The sequence below is a fragment of the Silicimonas lutimaris genome (genome assembly GCF_047314965.1).
Classification (GTDB): domain Bacteria; phylum Pseudomonadota; class Alphaproteobacteria; order Rhodobacterales; family Rhodobacteraceae; genus JAVJUV01.
Genome location: NZ_JBLBVK010000056.1, coordinates 129,104 through 143,303, shown reverse-complemented (window position 1 = coordinate 143,303; position 14,200 = coordinate 129,104). Strand labels below are relative to the sequence as shown.

The 14,200-nt window shown below is 62.1% G+C and carries 18 protein-coding genes; 15 read left to right on the top strand and 3 right to left on the bottom strand.

All coding sequences use genetic code 11. From position 1 onward, the window contains the following. Window positions 1–16 precede the first annotated feature (16 nt). From ACKLNI_RS18200 to creD, 13 genes are all read left to right on the top strand, one after another. Window positions 17–451, top strand: coding sequence for a hypothetical protein (locus ACKLNI_RS18200; RefSeq protein WP_413720522.1), 435 nt, complete (start codon window positions 17–19; stop codon window positions 449–451). A gap of 161 nt (window positions 452–612) precedes the next feature. After that, window positions 613–996 (top strand): succinate dehydrogenase, cytochrome b556 subunit, encoded by a 384-nt coding sequence (sdhC, locus tag ACKLNI_RS18195; RefSeq protein WP_413720521.1) that lies wholly within the window; start codon window positions 613–615, stop codon window positions 994–996. Between the two features lie 11 nt (window positions 997–1,007). After that, window positions 1,008–1,379, top strand: coding sequence for a succinate dehydrogenase, hydrophobic membrane anchor protein (sdhD, locus tag ACKLNI_RS18190; protein ID WP_413720520.1), 372 nt, complete (start codon window positions 1,008–1,010; stop codon window positions 1,377–1,379). Between the two features lie 7 nt (window positions 1,380–1,386). Further along, window positions 1,387–3,189, top strand: a complete 1,803-nt coding sequence (gene sdhA / locus ACKLNI_RS18185) for a succinate dehydrogenase flavoprotein subunit (RefSeq protein ID WP_413720519.1) — start codon at window positions 1,387–1,389, stop codon at window positions 3,187–3,189. Further along, window positions 3,189–3,485 (top strand): hypothetical protein, encoded by a 297-nt coding sequence (locus ACKLNI_RS18180; protein WP_413720518.1) that lies wholly within the window; start codon window positions 3,189–3,191, stop codon window positions 3,483–3,485. Before sdhA ends, ACKLNI_RS18180 begins: the two co-directional genes overlap by 1 nt. Further along, entirely contained in the window at window positions 3,482–3,778 is a 297-nt protein-coding gene (locus ACKLNI_RS18175) for a hypothetical protein (protein WP_413720517.1), read from the top strand. Before ACKLNI_RS18180 ends, ACKLNI_RS18175 begins: the two co-directional genes overlap by 4 nt. Beyond that, window positions 3,775–4,053, top strand: a complete 279-nt coding sequence (locus tag ACKLNI_RS18170) for a hypothetical protein (protein ID WP_413720516.1) — start codon at window positions 3,775–3,777, stop codon at window positions 4,051–4,053. Before ACKLNI_RS18175 ends, ACKLNI_RS18170 begins: the two co-directional genes overlap by 4 nt. After that, on the top strand, window positions 4,050–4,835 hold the full coding sequence (locus ACKLNI_RS18165; protein ID WP_413720515.1) for an FkbM family methyltransferase: 786 nt from the start codon (window positions 4,050–4,052) through the stop codon (window positions 4,833–4,835). The genes ACKLNI_RS18170 and ACKLNI_RS18165 overlap by 4 nt, the downstream gene beginning before the upstream one ends. Further along, on the top strand, window positions 4,832–5,164 hold the full coding sequence (locus tag ACKLNI_RS18160) for a hypothetical protein (protein ID WP_413720514.1): 333 nt from the start codon (window positions 4,832–4,834) through the stop codon (window positions 5,162–5,164). The genes ACKLNI_RS18165 and ACKLNI_RS18160 overlap by 4 nt, the downstream gene beginning before the upstream one ends. Window positions 5,165–5,176: 12 nt before the next feature. After that, the gene (locus ACKLNI_RS18155) at window positions 5,177–5,956 is read left to right on the top strand and encodes a succinate dehydrogenase iron-sulfur subunit (RefSeq protein WP_413720513.1); all 780 of its coding nucleotides are present in this window, start codon (window positions 5,177–5,179) and stop codon (window positions 5,954–5,956) included. A gap of 81 nt (window positions 5,957–6,037) precedes the next feature. Continuing rightward, window positions 6,038–7,186, top strand: coding sequence for a WD40/YVTN/BNR-like repeat-containing protein (locus ACKLNI_RS18150; RefSeq protein WP_413720512.1), 1,149 nt, complete (start codon window positions 6,038–6,040; stop codon window positions 7,184–7,186). 6 nt (window positions 7,187–7,192) lie between these two features. After that, window positions 7,193–7,384 carry a hypothetical protein gene (locus tag ACKLNI_RS18145; protein ID WP_413720511.1) on the top strand — a complete coding sequence of 64 codons (192 nt, stop codon included), beginning with the start codon at window positions 7,193–7,195 and terminating at the stop codon, window positions 7,382–7,384. A 120-nt stretch (window positions 7,385–7,504) separates the two neighbouring features. After that, window positions 7,505–8,926: a cell envelope integrity protein CreD gene (gene creD / locus ACKLNI_RS18140; protein ID WP_413720510.1), complete on the top strand. Its 1,422-nt coding sequence runs from the start codon at window positions 7,505–7,507 to the stop codon at window positions 8,924–8,926. A gap of 48 nt (window positions 8,927–8,974) precedes the next feature. Here creD and ACKLNI_RS18135 read toward each other — a convergent pair whose 3' ends face one another. Further along, a complete protein-coding gene (locus ACKLNI_RS18135) occupies window positions 8,975–9,451 on the bottom strand; it encodes a GNAT family N-acetyltransferase (protein ID WP_413720509.1) in 477 nt (158 codons plus the stop codon). Between the two features lie 52 nt (window positions 9,452–9,503). Here ACKLNI_RS18135 and ACKLNI_RS18130 point away from each other — a divergent pair, with 52 nt between their 5' ends. After that, window positions 9,504–9,764, top strand: coding sequence for a hypothetical protein (locus ACKLNI_RS18130; protein WP_413720508.1), 261 nt, complete (start codon window positions 9,504–9,506; stop codon window positions 9,762–9,764). A 67-nt stretch (window positions 9,765–9,831) separates the two neighbouring features. Here the strand turns inward: ACKLNI_RS18130 and deoD are convergent, their stop codons facing one another. Both deoD and ACKLNI_RS18120 read right to left on the bottom strand, forming a co-directional pair. Further along, a complete protein-coding gene (gene deoD / locus ACKLNI_RS18125) occupies window positions 9,832–10,542 on the bottom strand; it encodes a purine-nucleoside phosphorylase (RefSeq protein ID WP_413720507.1) in 711 nt (236 codons plus the stop codon). A 39-nt stretch (window positions 10,543–10,581) separates the two neighbouring features. Then, a complete protein-coding gene (locus ACKLNI_RS18120; RefSeq protein WP_413720506.1) occupies window positions 10,582–12,546 on the bottom strand; it encodes a methylmalonyl-CoA mutase family protein in 1,965 nt (654 codons plus the stop codon). Window positions 12,547–12,771: 225 nt separating this feature from the next. Here ACKLNI_RS18120 and ACKLNI_RS18115 point away from each other — a divergent pair, with 225 nt between their 5' ends. Beyond that, a complete protein-coding gene (locus ACKLNI_RS18115) occupies window positions 12,772–14,184 on the top strand; it encodes a 1-acyl-sn-glycerol-3-phosphate acyltransferase (protein ID WP_413720505.1) in 1,413 nt (470 codons plus the stop codon). The last annotated feature ends 16 nt before the right edge of the window (window positions 14,185–14,200 follow it).

The window sequence follows — 14,200 nt, the reverse complement described above, 5'->3', positions numbered from 1 at the left end:
CAGGTCTGATCGGGTCATGAAGGTTTTGCTTAGAACCCTTTGCGTGGCTCTCCTGTGCAGCGCCGGTGGCGGTGTTTCGGCTGCGGTCTGCGGGCCTGACCGAGCGCAGGACATCCCCTACCTCGAAGATCTGAAAGCGGCGTTTCTGAAGGCCGACTATCGTGGCTTCGCTGAACTTGCTGGTCCTTATTTCCCGGATCTGGTGGAGCGGCTGAACGACTATTTCGGACAGGTGATGGTCGTCTTTCCCAATGGCTTCACCTCCTGTGAAACCATCCTGCAGCGCCGTGAGGCGCCGGGGTTTCATCAGGAGGTCGTATTCTTCTATCCCTCCGGATCGCCGGCCCCGGTGGCGCTGCTGCTTGTTGCCGCCGAAGCCCAGGGCGAGATCCGGCTGGTCGAGTTCAACTTCAACACGTCGATTTCCGACGTGCTGAGCGACTTGAAATGACATGATTAAGTAAATGTGATCACGCAAATATTATGTGTGATCACGAAATAGGAAAATATTTGGAATGTGAGCGTTAAACCCTGCGCTCCGGTGCCGCAGAGGCGTGACTCCGGAAATGTTTTTGGTATTGAAGTCCAAAGACCCAAAAAAGGGAACCTGACATGGCTGATGTGAACCGGGGCAATCGCCCACTGTCGCCGCACCTCTCCATTTACCGCCCGCAGATGACGTCGATCTCGTCGATCTTCGTGCGGATCACCGGAACGGGCCTTCTCGTCGGCGCGCTTCTGGTCGTCTGGTGGTTTCTGTCCGCCGCGACATCTCCCGAGTATTTCGCGGTTGCCGACGGCGTGATCACGTCGTGGTTCGGCGACCTTATCATGGCGCTTTCCGTCTGGGCGCTCTGGTACCACGCGCTGGGCGGTCTGAGGCACATTTACTGGGATACCGGCCGGGGCCTCGAAATCGAGTTCGCCGAGAAACTGGGCCTGGTGATGATCGTGCTGTCGGTCGTCCTGACCGTCCTGACCCTTCTGATCGTCTAACGGAGGCGCACATGTCCTATCTGACCGACCTCAAGCGCGCCACCGGCCACGGGTCCGCCCGCGAAGGCACGCGGCGCCACTGGTGGATGACCCAGTCTTCTGTAGGGCTGATCATCCTGCTTCCCTTTTTCGTCTTTATGTTCGGCAAGATGCTGGGCCAACCGCACGATGTTGTCGTGGCTTATTTCTCGCGACCGTTCCCGGCCATCGTCGCGGCGCTGATGATCGCCGTTGGCTTCATGCACTTCAAGAACGGCATCAAGATGGTGATCGAGGACTATGCCCACGGCTTCACCCGCGAAGCGCTCATTGTTCTGACCACCTGCCTTTCCTATGGCGCGGCCGCCACCGGCCTGTTCGCCATCGCCAAGATCGCTCTCTGAGGACCCCATGGCTGCATACGACTACGAAACACACGAATATGACTGCATCGTCGTGGGCGCCGGAGGCTCGGGCCTGCGCGCGACCCTCGGCATGGCGGAACAGGGGCTGAAGACGGCCTGCATCACCAAGGTGTTCCCCACGCGCTCGCACACCGTGGCGGCGCAGGGCGGCATCGCGGCCTCGCTGTCGAACATGGGGCCGGACCACTGGCAGTGGCACATGTACGACACGGTGAAGGGCTCCGACTGGCTGGGCGACACCGATGCGATGGAATACCTCGCCCGTGAGGCGCCAAAGGCGGTCTACGAGCTGGAGCATTACGGCGTTCCGTTCTCGCGCACCGAAGAGGGCAAGATCTATCAGCGTCCCTTCGGCGGCCACACCACCGAGTTCGGCGAGGGCCCCCCGGTTCAGCGCACTTGTGCCGCCGCGGACCGCACGGGCCACGCGATCCTGCATACGCTCTATGGCCAGTCGCTTAAGAACAATGCCGAGTTCTACATCGAATACTTCGCCATCGATCTGATCATGGCCGAGGATGGCTCCTGCCAGGGCGTTCTGGCCTGGTGTCTCGACGACGGCTCGATGCATGTCTTCAACGCCAAGATGACAGTTCTGGCCACGGGCGGCTATGGCCGCGCTTATTTCTCGGCCACCTCCGCCCACACCTGCACCGGCGACGGCGGCGGCATGGTGGCGCGTGCTGGTCTTCCGCTTCAGGACATGGAGTTCGTCCAGTTCCACCCCACCGGCATCTACGGCTCGGGCTGCCTGATCACCGAAGGCGCGCGGGGCGAAGGCGGGTACCTGACCAACTCCGAGGGCGAACGCTTCATGGAGCGCTATGCCCCCACCTACAAGGACCTCGCCTCCCGCGATGTCGTCTCGCGCTGCATGACGATGGAAATCCGCGAGGGCAGGGGCGTCGGCGCCGATGGCGACCACATCCACCTGCACCTGAACCACCTGCCGCCCGAGACGCTGGCGCTGCGCTTGCCCGGCATCTCGGAATCGGCGCGCATCTTCGCGGGCGTCGACCTGACGAAGGAGCCGATCCCGGTTCTGCCGACCGTGCATTACAACATGGGCGGCATCCCCACCAACTATTGGGGAGAGGTCCTGAACCCCACCCAAGACGACCCCGACCGAATTGCGCCAGGCCTAATGGCAGTAGGCGAAGCGGGCTGCGCCTCTGTGCATGGCGCCAACCGGCTTGGCTCGAACAGCCTGATCGACCTTGTCGTGTTCGGCCGCGCAGCGGCGATCAAAGCGGCCGAGGTCGTGGATCCCAACGCGTCCAATCCGACGTTGAACAAGGCGTCGATCGACAAGGCGCTCGATCGGTTCGACGGGCTGCGCCATGCAAAGGGCAACGTGCCGACAGCCGAGTTGCGGCTTGAAATGCAGAAGACCATGCAGGCCGACGCCGCTGTCTTCCGCACCGACAAGACACTGGCCGAAGGTGTCGAGAAGATGTACAGCGTCGCCGCCAAGATGGACGACATCAAGGTCACCGACCGATCGCTGATCTGGAACTCGGACCTGATGGAGACTCTGGAACTGGCGAACCTGATGCCCAACGCGCTGGCGACCATCGTCAGCGCCGAGGCGCGGAAGGAGTCGCGCGGCGCCCATGCCCACGAGGACTATCCCGACCGCAACGACGCCGACTGGCGCAAGCACACTCTTGCGCATGTCGACGGCAAGGTCTCGCTCAGCTATCGGCCGGTTCACCTCGACCCGCTGACGACGGAGGAGCAGGGTGGTATCGATCTGAAGAAGATCGCTCCGAAGGCAAGGGTCTATTGATGAATCGCGTCAGTCTTCTGCCCGCATTGCTTGTCGTCGCCGCCTGCGGCAGCGACATCGCCAGCGACCGCACGGCACGGATCGGACAGCAGAACTCGGCGGCCCGGGACGCGGCGCTTGAATCGCGCATCGACAATCCTGTGGCGCTGGCCTGTATCCGCGCAAACGCCTCGGAGGAGGAATGGGCGATCATCCAAAGCGAAAGCGCGGCGGCGCCAGCGGTTCTGCAACAGGTTCTGAACCGCGAAGGGACGGCGCGCTGCTTCAGTGTCAACAACGTGGTGATCTATATATGAGACGGGCTTTGGCATTACTGTCCTGCGGTGTCCTCGCGGCATGTGCCGCGGGCGGGACCGCGGATCCGACCAGTCAGGCGGCCGAAAGTGAAGCCCGCCAGGTGGTCGCCCAGGAATTTCCGGGCGTCGATGTCGAAGGCCTGGCGAGTTGCGTCCGCAAAAACGCCACCGAGGACCAGCTTGCGGCGCTGTCTCTTGGCGGAAAGCTGGCCGAGGAAGCGACGGCGGCCATTCTGTCAAAGCCCGAGACTGTCACCTGTGTGCGCAACAGCAATATCGAGTTGCCCTCATGAAACGGCTTGCGCCCGTCCTTTTTCTTCTTGCAGCGGCCTGCGGACCCATGTCCCCGGAGAGGGCCGCCCGGATTTGCGAGGAGCGGGCGCGCGCGGCGACAGGCCCGACCGGCGAGATCGGCATTGGAATCACCTCCGATGGCGATGCCCGGGGCAGCTTCGAGATCGGCATTACCTCCGACTATCTGCAAGGGCGCGATCCCTACGAAGTCTACGAGACCTGCGTGCGCCAGAAGACGGGGCAGGGGCCGGTGCGGCCGCTGGTGCTGGAATGACATCCGGCACGTTCCAGATCGCGTTCGACGATCGTCGGTTCGTGTTTCCCGAGCCGCAGGATCGAGACCATGTGCACGGCAAGATCAAGTCGGGGGGCACTTTCTACGAGGACGGTTTGCTCCGTTACCTTGCGGGCAAGGTCTCTGCGCCGGGGGTGGCCGTCGATTGCGGTGCGAACATCGGCAATCATACGCTGTTTTTCGCAGGCGTCATGGGCCTGCGCACGCTGGCCGTCGAACCGGTGGAGCGGAATTTCCGGATTCTCGAACGCGTGATAGACCTGAACGGTCTGGGAGGCACCGTCGAGGTTGTTCGGAAAGCGCTGGACGACCACGAGGGCGAAGTCGTGATGACGTTGGACAGCCCAGGGAACCACGGGATGTACAAGGTCGGTGAAGGCTCGGGGGCAACGGTGCCCGCGACGACGCTGGATGCTCTGTGCGCCGATCTCGACCAGTCGGTCAAAGTGATCAAGATCGATGTCGAGGGTTTCCAGGACCAGGTCATTCGAGGCGCGCTTCGGATGCTGGAGCGCGACAAGCCCCTGATCGCCGCCGAACTCGCCTCGTTGGACGAGTACAGCTCCTTCCTGTCGCTGATACAGCCGTTGGGCTATGTGCCGGTCGAGGTCTTCAACAGAACGCCTACGATCATCTTCTCTGGGGATGGCGCCTTGTCTGACGGGACGGCCGTGGTCGAAGCGAAGATGCGGGCCTATGAGCGCCGTATGCGCGTCGCCGGTCCCGTACAACGATTGCTGCAGAAAGTGGGGTTGGCATGAAGTTGACGCTTCGCATCGTTGCCGCATCAATGCTCGTTGCCATGTTGGCCGCATGCACGCCGCAGATGCAGGACGAGTTGACGCGCGACGCCGCGCGTACGGCTGTCCGCCCGGTTCTCGAACAGCGCTTCCCCGGCATTCCTCTGGAGCCCGCCACCGATTGCGTGATCGACAACGCATCGTCGAGCGAACTTCTTGCCCTGGCCGCCGATGCGGTCACGGGGCCCACTGCCAACACGGTCGAGATCGTCTCCGATGTCGTCTCGCGCCCCGCAACCATTGAATGCCTTGCTCGCGAAGGGCTGCCCGCCCTTCTGACGCGGCTCTGAAAGGAGAGAACCATGGTTCAGTTCACCCTTCCCAAGAACTCGACGATCCGCACGGGCAAGACCTGGCCCAAGCCCGCGGGCGCGACCAACACGCGTAAGGTTCAGATCTACCGCTGGAGCCCGGACGATGGCGAAAACCCCCGTGTCGACACCTATTTCGTAGACATGGACACCTGCGGTCCGATGGTTCTGGACGTGCTCATCAAGATCAAGAACGAGATCGACCCGACACTGACCTTCCGCCGCTCCTGCCGCGAGGGGATCTGCGGTTCCTGCGCGATGAACATCGACGGGATCAACACGCTGGCGTGCATCTACGGAACCGACGAGATCAAGGGCGACATCAAGATCTATCCCCTGCCGCATATGCCGGTGATCAAGGATCTGATCCCCGACCTGACGCATTTCTACGCACAGCACGCCTCGATCATGCCGTGGCTGGAAACAAAGACGAACCGGCCCGCCAAGGAATGGAAGCAGTCGATCGAAGACCGCAAGAAGCTGGATGGTCTCTATGAATGCGTGATGTGCGCGTCCTGCTCCACTTCCTGTCCGTCCTACTGGTGGAACGGTGATCGCTACCTTGGACCGGCCGCGCTGTTGCACGCCTATCGCTGGATCATCGATTCACGCGACGAGGCGACCGGCGAGCGTCTGGATGAGCTTGAAGATCCGTTCAAGCTCTATCGCTGCCATACCATCATGAACTGCGCCAAGACCTGCCCCAAGGGACTGAACCCGGCGAAGGCGATTGCCGAGATCAAGAAGATGATGGTCGAACGGATCGTCTAAAGTCGGTCCGCGCTGTCAGCAGATTTCCTGCGCGACTCGCTGGTCTGTGGTAGGCTGTCGCCTAATCAGCGGGGTCGCGCCATGTCCGTTTCCATTCTGATCGGCACCACAAAGGGCCTTTTCGTCCTGTCCTCCGACGATCGCATGTCGTGGACAACCACGGGCCCGCATTGCGATCTCTGGCCGATCAACCATGCGGTCGGAGATCCGGCGACCGGGACGATCTGGGCTGGCGGGGGAGGAGACTGGTCGGGCGCCGGGGTGTGGCGCTCCGAGGATGGCGGCGCGACGTGGGAGCTTTCCAAGCTGACAAAGGGGCAGATGGACGACTGGGCCGCGAACGATCCGGAGTTCGCCGAAATGATCGGCTGGGAACCCGGTAACCCGCCTTTCGCCGATGCCTTCCCGCAGGTCTGGTCGCTGCACTTCGCCCACGGCGCGCTCTACGCGGGCACCAAGCAGGCGAATCTCCTGAAGAGTACCGACGGTGGCCGAACCTTCGAACAGGTTGGGGGTCTGACCAGCCACCCGACCCGTGACAGCTGGAACGGCGGCGCGGCGGGCCTTGTGCTGCACACGCTGGTCAGCGATCCGAAAGACCCGAAAAAGATGTGGGCCGGTATCTCGGCCGCAGGCGTCTTTGCCACCGAGGACGGCGGCGAAACCTGGGAGCGGCGCAACCGGCTGTCCAATGCCGAGGCCTGCGGACACCATCACCATCCCGCCGCGCCGCGCAACGGCGAGACAGGGCATTGCGTACACAACATGATGCGCGCACCGGGCGGAGCCGACATCCTTTACCAGCAGAACCATCACGGCGTCTGGCGTTCGTCCGACGGCGGTCGCAGCTGGGACGACATCACCGAGGGTCTGCCCTCGACCTTCGGTTTCCCGATCCGGGTCCATCCCCGCGATGCGGACACGATCTGGACACTGCCGCTGAACAGCGACATGGCAGGCCGTTACCCACCGGACGCGGCGGCGGCGGTGTGGAAATCCAGCGACGGAGGTACAAGCTGGCAGGCCAAGCGGGCCGGCCTGCCGCAGGAGAACTGCTTCTTCACGGTTCTGCGCCAGGCCATGGCGGGAGACAGCGCGGACCCGGCAGGCATCTATTTCGGCACGAATTCGGGTTCGGTCTTTGCCTCGACCGACGAAGGCGAGACATGGGTAGAGATCGCGCGCCACCTGCCCACGGTGCTTGCCGTCGAGGTGCTGGAGCGGCATTAAGCCCGCATGGCTCCGCTCCTTGTCATTCTTCTGCTTGGCGTCCTTGCCTATGGCTGGTGGCGCTGGCGATTCACCACGCTGACGCGCGATTGCCGATGGCGTCAGGACCGGGCGGCGGGAGACTGGGTCTGTGCGACCTGCGGCGCGCGGACTACCACCGGCGGCGGCACCCCCAAGGATTGTCTGCGCAAATCCTGAGAGCTTCCTGAGCTGCCTGCACGCCTCGTCCCCAAGCACTTCACGGACGCGCGATGCATTCTGCGGCCTTGTGCTGCCAGGTGTCGAAGTCGGTAGCACACAGAATGCAAAGGAATTTCCATGTCACGATCCGCCGGTCTTCGGTTCATCATGGTCGGCGCTCTCGCGCTCCTGATGTCCCTGCCTTTGAGCCTTGTAAGCGGTGTGGTGCAGGACCGCGCCGACTACAGCCGCGAAACCGTTGCCACGCTGTCCGCCGAATGGGGCGGGGCACAGTTGTTCAGCGGACCGCTTCTGACCATCCCCGTCACCGAGGAGGTCACCTATGACCGCCGCCGCGAAGCCGTCGATGCACTGACCGGCCTGACCCTGCGCGACGACAAGGGCAACGCGATCTACGAGCATTACGAAGAGACGGTCACCGAAGACCGCAACCCCATCTATCTCTACGCCGAGACCTTTGACCTTGCCATGACGACCGAGACCCAGACGCGCTATCGCGGGCTGTTCGAGGTGCCGGTGTATACCGCCGATATCGACATGACCTTCGACTTCGATCTTTCCGAGGCCGAGGAATTGCTGACCGGCAAGGAAGAGGCGCATTGGGAGGACGCCAGTCTGCGGGTCTTTCTGTCCAGCAACAAGGCACTGCGCGGCGAGGCCGTGCTTCAGGCTGACGGACGGATGCTGAGGCTGGAACCCATTTCCTCGGGCAGAGAGGAGCAGACCGGCATCACGGCCAGGGTCGGCGATCCGCGTGACATTACCGGGTACTCCCTGCGACTGGGCATCAACGGCGCGCAGACGCTTGCCGCCGCCGCCACGGGTCGCACCACCCGGTTTACGCTGAACAGCGACTGGCCCGATCCCAGCTTCTACGGTGCGTTTCTGCCGGACGATTCCTCGGTATCCGAGGCGGGGTTCCAGGCGACATGGATCGTCCCGCACCTTGCCCGGTCGCTGCCGCAAATGTCGCGGAGCTATCCGGACATGACAGCACGGGAGCAGGCCAGCATGGGGGTGCGGTTCATCACGCCCAACGATTTCTATCAGAAGGCGTGGCGGTCGGCCCGCTATGGCGTCCTCTTCATCTCATTGACCTTCCTCACGATCCTGATGCTGGAGCGCGCCAGCGAACGTCCGGCGCATCCTGTCCAGTACCTGATGGTGGGTCTGGCTCAATCAGTGTTTGTCCTGCTGATGGTCGCCTATGCCGAACAGATCGGCTTCGGCGCGGCCTATCTGGTCGCGTCGGCCGCGACGATCGGCCTTCTGACCGTCTTCGGCGCGACGGCTCTGAAACTCGGGCGACAGACATGGTTGCTGAGCGGCGTTCTGATTGCCGTCTATGGTGTTCTGTTCCTGATCCTTCGCAGCGCCGACTATGCCCTTCTGGCGGGTTCCACGCTGGCTTTCGTCGCCCTTGCGCTCACCATGTGGCTGACGCGGAACGAGACATGGCAAGGGCCCGAGCGGACCGGCAGGAACTGGTCTTTCTTCCGCAGGCCATCCGTTCCCCCTGTGTCAGAGCCCAGCGCCTGACACGTCCCGCACCCGCCCGGCCTTTCCCTCCGGGCGGGTGCATCCGGTTCAGATCATCTTGCGGAATGTATAGCTCGTCGGGCGGTCATAGCCCGGATGAGCGGTCTCAGCGGATATCTCGAAGCCAAGCGCGCGGAACGTGGCATGGTTCTCGGTCAGTTCGACCCGTGTCTGGAGAACCAGCCCGGCAAGCGCGCGCCGTCGCGCCTCCTCTTCGAACAGCATAACCATGCGCCGCAAGATACCCCTGCGGTGAAGGTCAGGGTCGACCGCGAGTTTGGACAGATAAAGCATGTCGCTCTCCTTCGCGCCGAACCCGCATCCGACCAGCCGTCCCGCCCGGTACGCCACTACAAGGCTTTCGTGCGCCGCCTTTTCCCGCAGCAAATGTGGGTCCATCCGGTGCAGCGACGAGGGAGGATCGATCCGTCCTTCCATGCCGGCGAAGGCACGTGTCAGGAGCCGGTGAAGCGCCTCCCAGTCCGTGAACTCGGCGGCGCCGTGCTGAACCCGAATATCATCCATGGAGACCCCGTTGTGGGAAGGCTGGCGAGACACGATATAGACAGAAGGAAGGATGCCAGACCCGATGCCGCCCGAAGTCAAGAAGAGACTGATCAAGACGACCGCCCACGTTCGCCACAAGACACGGAAGTACGTGCCGCCCGGCTTTCGTCTGCCAATCGGACTGGTCCTGATGGCGGGCGGCGTTGTGGGATTTCTGCCAATACTGGGGTTCTGGATGATCCCGGTTGGCTTCGCCGTGGCAGCGCTTGATGCCCGGCCGGCGTGGCGGTACCTGACCGGTCGCAAGAGAGGTGGCGGCCATAAACGCTAACCCGTTGCAAGCAAACGAATGCCATACGTTTTGCCGACGCTTTGCATACGCATTGCCGACCGTGTGATCAGCCCGGGGCGAATGCCGCTTCCAGCGCGATCTCGACCATGTCGCCGAAGCTCTTTTCCCGCTGGTCCGAGGGCAGGGCTTCGTGCGTGATCAGGTGGTCCGAAACCGTCAGAACCGCCAGCGCCCGGCGCCTGTAACGGGCGGCGAGGATATAGAGTTCCGCGGCTTCCATCTCGACGCCAAGGATTCCATGGCGCGTCATTTGTTCATTGAGATCAGGACGTTCGTCGTAAAAGACGTCCGAGGAATAGATGCCGCCGACATGAACCGGAACGCCCTTGCGAAGGGCCGCGTCGGCCGCCGAATTCAGAAGTCCCCAGTCCGCTGAAGGGGCGAAGTTCAGTTCGCGGAAGATGCCGCTCGAAGGGGTCGAGATGGTCGAGGCGGTCATGGCCAGGATCACGTCGCGCACCTTCACCTCGTCCTGCATGCCCCCGCAGGATCCGATGCGTATAAGTGTCTGGCATCCATAGTCTTTTATCAACTCATTGGCGTAGATCGACAGGGACGGCATCCCCATGCCCGAGCCCTGAATCGTCACGCGGTGCCCCTTCCACGTCCCCGTGAAACCCAGCATCCCGCGCACCTCGTTCACAAGCCGGGCACCGTCGAGAAACGTCTCCGCTGCCCATCTCGCGCGATAGGGATCGCCCGGCATCAGAACGGTTTCCGCGATATCGCCGGGATCGGCGCCGATATGGATGGTCATGGAGGCACTCCCTGAAGACTGCCTTACTATAGGCGCGTGCTATTCCGCCGCAACCGCCGCCGGATCGGCAAGGGCCACGATGTCGAACATGATCCGGTTCAGTTCGAAATCCTTGGGTGTGTATACCCGCGCCACACCCATGGCCAGGAGCCTCTTGGCGTCGTCCTCGGGGATGATCCCGCCGACGATCAGGGGGACTTCGCCCAGGCCCGAAGAGTTCATCTCGGCCAGTGTTTCTTCGATCAGCGGCAAATGGCTGCCCGACAGGATCGACAGGCCCACGACATGCGCGCCGGTGTCTTTCGCGGCTGCCACGATCTCGGACGGGGTGAGGCGGATACCTTCGTAGGTGATGTCCATGCCGGCGTCGCGGGCGCGCGAGGCGATCTGCTCCGCGCCGTTCGAGTGGCCGTCAAGTCCCGGCTTTCCAACAAGAAATTTCAATCGCTCGCCCAGTTTTGCAGACACCGCGTCCACGGCGGAGCGGATCTCGTCCAGTCCTTCGGTGCGGTTCGATGGTGCGCGGGCGACACCGGTCGGAGCACGGTACTGGCCGAATACACCGCGAACCACGTCACCCCATTCGCCGGTCGTGGCACCCGCACGGGCCGCCGCCAGAGAAGGCTCCATGACATTTCTGCCTTCGGCGCAGGCCCTGCGCAGATCCTCCAGAGCCGTGTTGACGGCGGTCTCGTCGCGTGCCTCCCTCCACGCGACGAGACGCGCCACCTGGTCAGCTTCCGCATCCGCGTCCGCGACCATGATCGCCTCGGGACCCGAGGTCAGGGGCGAGGGCTCCCCCGTTTCGAACTTGTTGACCCCGACGACGACGGTTTCACCGGACTCGATCCGCCCGATCCGCTCTGCGTTCGCCTCGACAAGGCGTGACTTCATGTACTCGATCGCCTCGACCGCACCGCCCATCGCGTCGATATGGGCCAGTTCGGCTCGGGCGCCGTCTTTCAGGTTTTCAACCTTCTTCGTCACTACGGGATTACCGTCGAACAGGTCGCCGTATTCGAGCAGATCGGTTTCATAGGCCACGATCTGCTGCATCCGAAGCGACCATTGCTGATCCCATGGGCGGGGCAGGCCAAGAGCCTCGTTCCATGCGGGGAGTTGAACGGCTCTGGCGCGGGCGTTTTTCGAGAGTGTGACCGCAAGCATTTCCAGAAGGATGCGATAGACGTTGTTTTCCGGCTGCTGCTCGGTCAGGCCGAGCGAGTTCACCTGAACTCCGTATCGGAAGCGGCGGAACTTCTCCTCCTCGACGCCATAACGTTCCCGGCAGATCTCGTCCCAAAGCTCGGTGAAGGCGCGCATCTTGCACATCTCGGTGACGAACCGGATGCCTGCATTTACGAAGAAGCTGATCCGACCGACCATTTCGGGAAAATGCTCGTCGTCCACCTTGCCTTTCAGGTCGTCCAGTACCGCCTGTGCGGTGGCCAGTGCATAGGCCAACTCCTGCTCTGGCGTCGCGCCTGCCTCTTGCAGGTGATAGGAACAAACGTTCATCGGGTTCCACTTGGGCAGATGCGCGCGCGTATAGGCCGCCACATCGGTAATCATGCGAAGCGAGGGGCGGGGCGGACAGACATACGTGCCCCGAGACAGGTATTCCTTAATGATATCGTTTTGTACTGTGCCTTGAAGTTTCGAAACATCCGCGCCCTGTTCCTCGGCAACGGCGATATAAAGCGCCAGCAGCCAGGGCGCCGTTGCGTTGATCGTCATCGAGGTGTTCATCTGATCGAGCGGGATGTCCGCGAAGAGCGTGCGCATGTCGCCCAGATGCGCGACCGGAACGCCGACCTTTCCGACCTCGCCGCGCGCGAGCCGGTGGTCGCTGTCATAGCCAGTCTGCGTCGGCAAGTCGAAGGCCACCGAAAGACCCGTCTGTCCCTTGGCGAGATTTCCCCGATAGAGCGCATTCGACGCATTGGCGGTGGAATGACCGGCATAGGTCCTGAAAAGCCAGGGGCGATCTTTGGGTGCGGGCATTGGGCGGCTTCCGTTTCACTGGGTAATAATCTTTCGTAGAAAAGCGGGATACAGACATTTTGTATGCCTGTCAATTCGCTGCATTGCGGCGATAAATGCCTTTACTTCGATGAGATGAGCGTCGCGGTCAGTGCTGTTGCTCTCCCGCCTTCGCTGGTGGACAGAACCGGGATCCGACGCGACAGACCTATTGCGAACTGCGCGAAATTTCACCACTTTCGCCGGATGAATTCGACCGTCAGCCTGCCTCTTTGGCTTTTCATCCTCATCCTGCTCTTTGCCGCGGTCACGGCATCGACGCATTTCCTGTTTCCATCAGTCCGCTGGTTTTTCCGGCGCCGCGCCGAGAGGATCGTTGCCGAGCTCAACAAGCGGCTTGAGCGCCCGATCCAGCCCTTCAAGCTCCTGCGTCGCCAGGACATGATCCAGCGGGTCATTTATGATCCGGATGTCGTGCGGGCGGTCGGTACTTATGCGGAAAGCCACGATGTCCGCGAAGATGTGGCTTTTCAGAAGGCAAGGCACTATGCCCGGGAGATCGTTCCCAGTTTCAGCGCCATGGCCTACTACGGCGTAGCCATCCGTCTGGCGCGGTGGTTGGCGACCAAGCTGTTCGACGTGCGGTTGCACAGGATCGATGAGGCGGCGCTTCGGGACATCGATCCAGACGCAACCGTCGTGTTCGTCATGAACCATCGCTCGAATTTCGACTATGTTCTGGTCACCTACCTGGCGGCGGATCATTCGGCATTGTCCTACGCGGTGGGAGAGTGGGCACGGGTTTGGCCGATGTCGCGACTGATCCGTGCCATGGGCGCCTATTTCATCCGTCGCCGTTCCAGAGGCGCGCTCTATCGCAAGGTGCTGTCCAGCTATGTCCAGAAGGCTACGGAAGCGGGTGTGGCTCAAGCCGTCTTCCCAGAGGGCGGCTTGTCGAGGGACGGATTAGTGGGTGAGCCGAAACTCGGCATTCTCAGCTACATCGTCGAAGGATGGCGCCACGAGGGCCGCGATGTCGTCTTCGTTCCCGTTTCGCTGAACTACGATCGCGTGGTCGAGGATCGGATCCTTGTTGCGGCCGGCCGTTCCGGTCAGCGTCGGTTCCGGGCGACTGTTCCCGAAGGCGTTCGCTTTTCACTGCGCTATGTCTGGAGGCGGATCAGGGGGCAGGTCGGCCGTTTTGGTGTTGCAGCGGTCGTGTTCGGAAGGCCAGTCTCATTGCGCGACATTGCAAGCGAAGAACCGGAAGATACTGTTGCCCGCCTTGCCGATGTGCTTTTCGATGAAATCCGGGCCGGACTTCCGGTGGTGGCCATGCCGCTTTATTTCGTAAGCCTGATAACGCGCGGCGAACCGGCGACCGTCGAGGAAATCGCTCAAGACGTGCGAGACATGATCGCCGATATGCCGCGCGGTACGATCGTGCTGCCGGACACCGATTTTCCGGCCGAGGACGTGGGCCATGCCCTGGATGTGCTGGTCCTTCGACGTTTCGTGAAGCTGGAGGGTGGGCGTTATTCGATAGTTGATCGCGATATCGCGTCTTACTATGCGAATTCCCTGACACCGCATATTGGCGCGCTGCGAAGCAAGAGCATCCATGAGTTTCGCAGCGAAGGCGAAACGAGAAAGACATAAAATTTCAAATATGGTA

Bases quoted from the DNA above. Each gene is read 5' to 3' on its own strand.
- ACKLNI_RS18120 (WP_413720506.1), bottom strand. From the start codon at position 12,546: ATGCCCGCACCCAAAGATCGCCCCTGGCTTTTCAGGACCTATGCCGGT.
- deoD (WP_413720507.1), bottom strand. From the start codon at position 10,542: ATGACCATCCATATCGGCGCCGATCCCGGCGATATCGCGGAAACCGTT.
- creD (WP_413720510.1), top strand. From the start codon at position 7,505: ATGTCACGATCCGCCGGTCTTCGGTTCATCATGGTCGGCGCTCTCGCG.
- sdhD (WP_413720520.1), top strand. From the start codon at position 1,008: ATGTCCTATCTGACCGACCTCAAGCGCGCCACCGGCCACGGGTCCGCC.
- ACKLNI_RS18165 (WP_413720515.1), top strand. From the start codon at position 4,050: ATGACATCCGGCACGTTCCAGATCGCGTTCGACGATCGTCGGTTCGTG.
- ACKLNI_RS18130 (WP_413720508.1), top strand. From the start codon at position 9,504: ATGCCAGACCCGATGCCGCCCGAAGTCAAGAAGAGACTGATCAAGACG.
- ACKLNI_RS18135 (WP_413720509.1), bottom strand. From the start codon at position 9,451: ATGGATGATATTCGGGTTCAGCACGGCGCCGCCGAGTTCACGGACTGG.
- ACKLNI_RS18150 (WP_413720512.1), top strand. From the start codon at position 6,038: ATGTCCGTTTCCATTCTGATCGGCACCACAAAGGGCCTTTTCGTCCTG.
- ACKLNI_RS18200 (WP_413720522.1), top strand. From the start codon at position 17: ATGAAGGTTTTGCTTAGAACCCTTTGCGTGGCTCTCCTGTGCAGCGCC.
- ACKLNI_RS18160 (WP_413720514.1), top strand. From the start codon at position 4,832: ATGAAGTTGACGCTTCGCATCGTTGCCGCATCAATGCTCGTTGCCATG.
- ACKLNI_RS18175 (WP_413720517.1), top strand. From the start codon at position 3,482: ATGAGACGGGCTTTGGCATTACTGTCCTGCGGTGTCCTCGCGGCATGT.
- ACKLNI_RS18180 (WP_413720518.1), top strand. From the start codon at position 3,189: ATGAATCGCGTCAGTCTTCTGCCCGCATTGCTTGTCGTCGCCGCCTGC.
- ACKLNI_RS18170 (WP_413720516.1), top strand. From the start codon at position 3,775: ATGAAACGGCTTGCGCCCGTCCTTTTTCTTCTTGCAGCGGCCTGCGGA.
- sdhA (WP_413720519.1), top strand. From the start codon at position 1,387: ATGGCTGCATACGACTACGAAACACACGAATATGACTGCATCGTCGTG.
- sdhC (WP_413720521.1), top strand. From the start codon at position 613: ATGGCTGATGTGAACCGGGGCAATCGCCCACTGTCGCCGCACCTCTCC.
- ACKLNI_RS18115 (WP_413720505.1), top strand. From the start codon at position 12,772: ATGAATTCGACCGTCAGCCTGCCTCTTTGGCTTTTCATCCTCATCCTG.
- ACKLNI_RS18155 (WP_413720513.1), top strand. From the start codon at position 5,177: ATGGTTCAGTTCACCCTTCCCAAGAACTCGACGATCCGCACGGGCAAG.
- ACKLNI_RS18145 (WP_413720511.1), top strand. From the start codon at position 7,193: ATGGCTCCGCTCCTTGTCATTCTTCTGCTTGGCGTCCTTGCCTATGGC.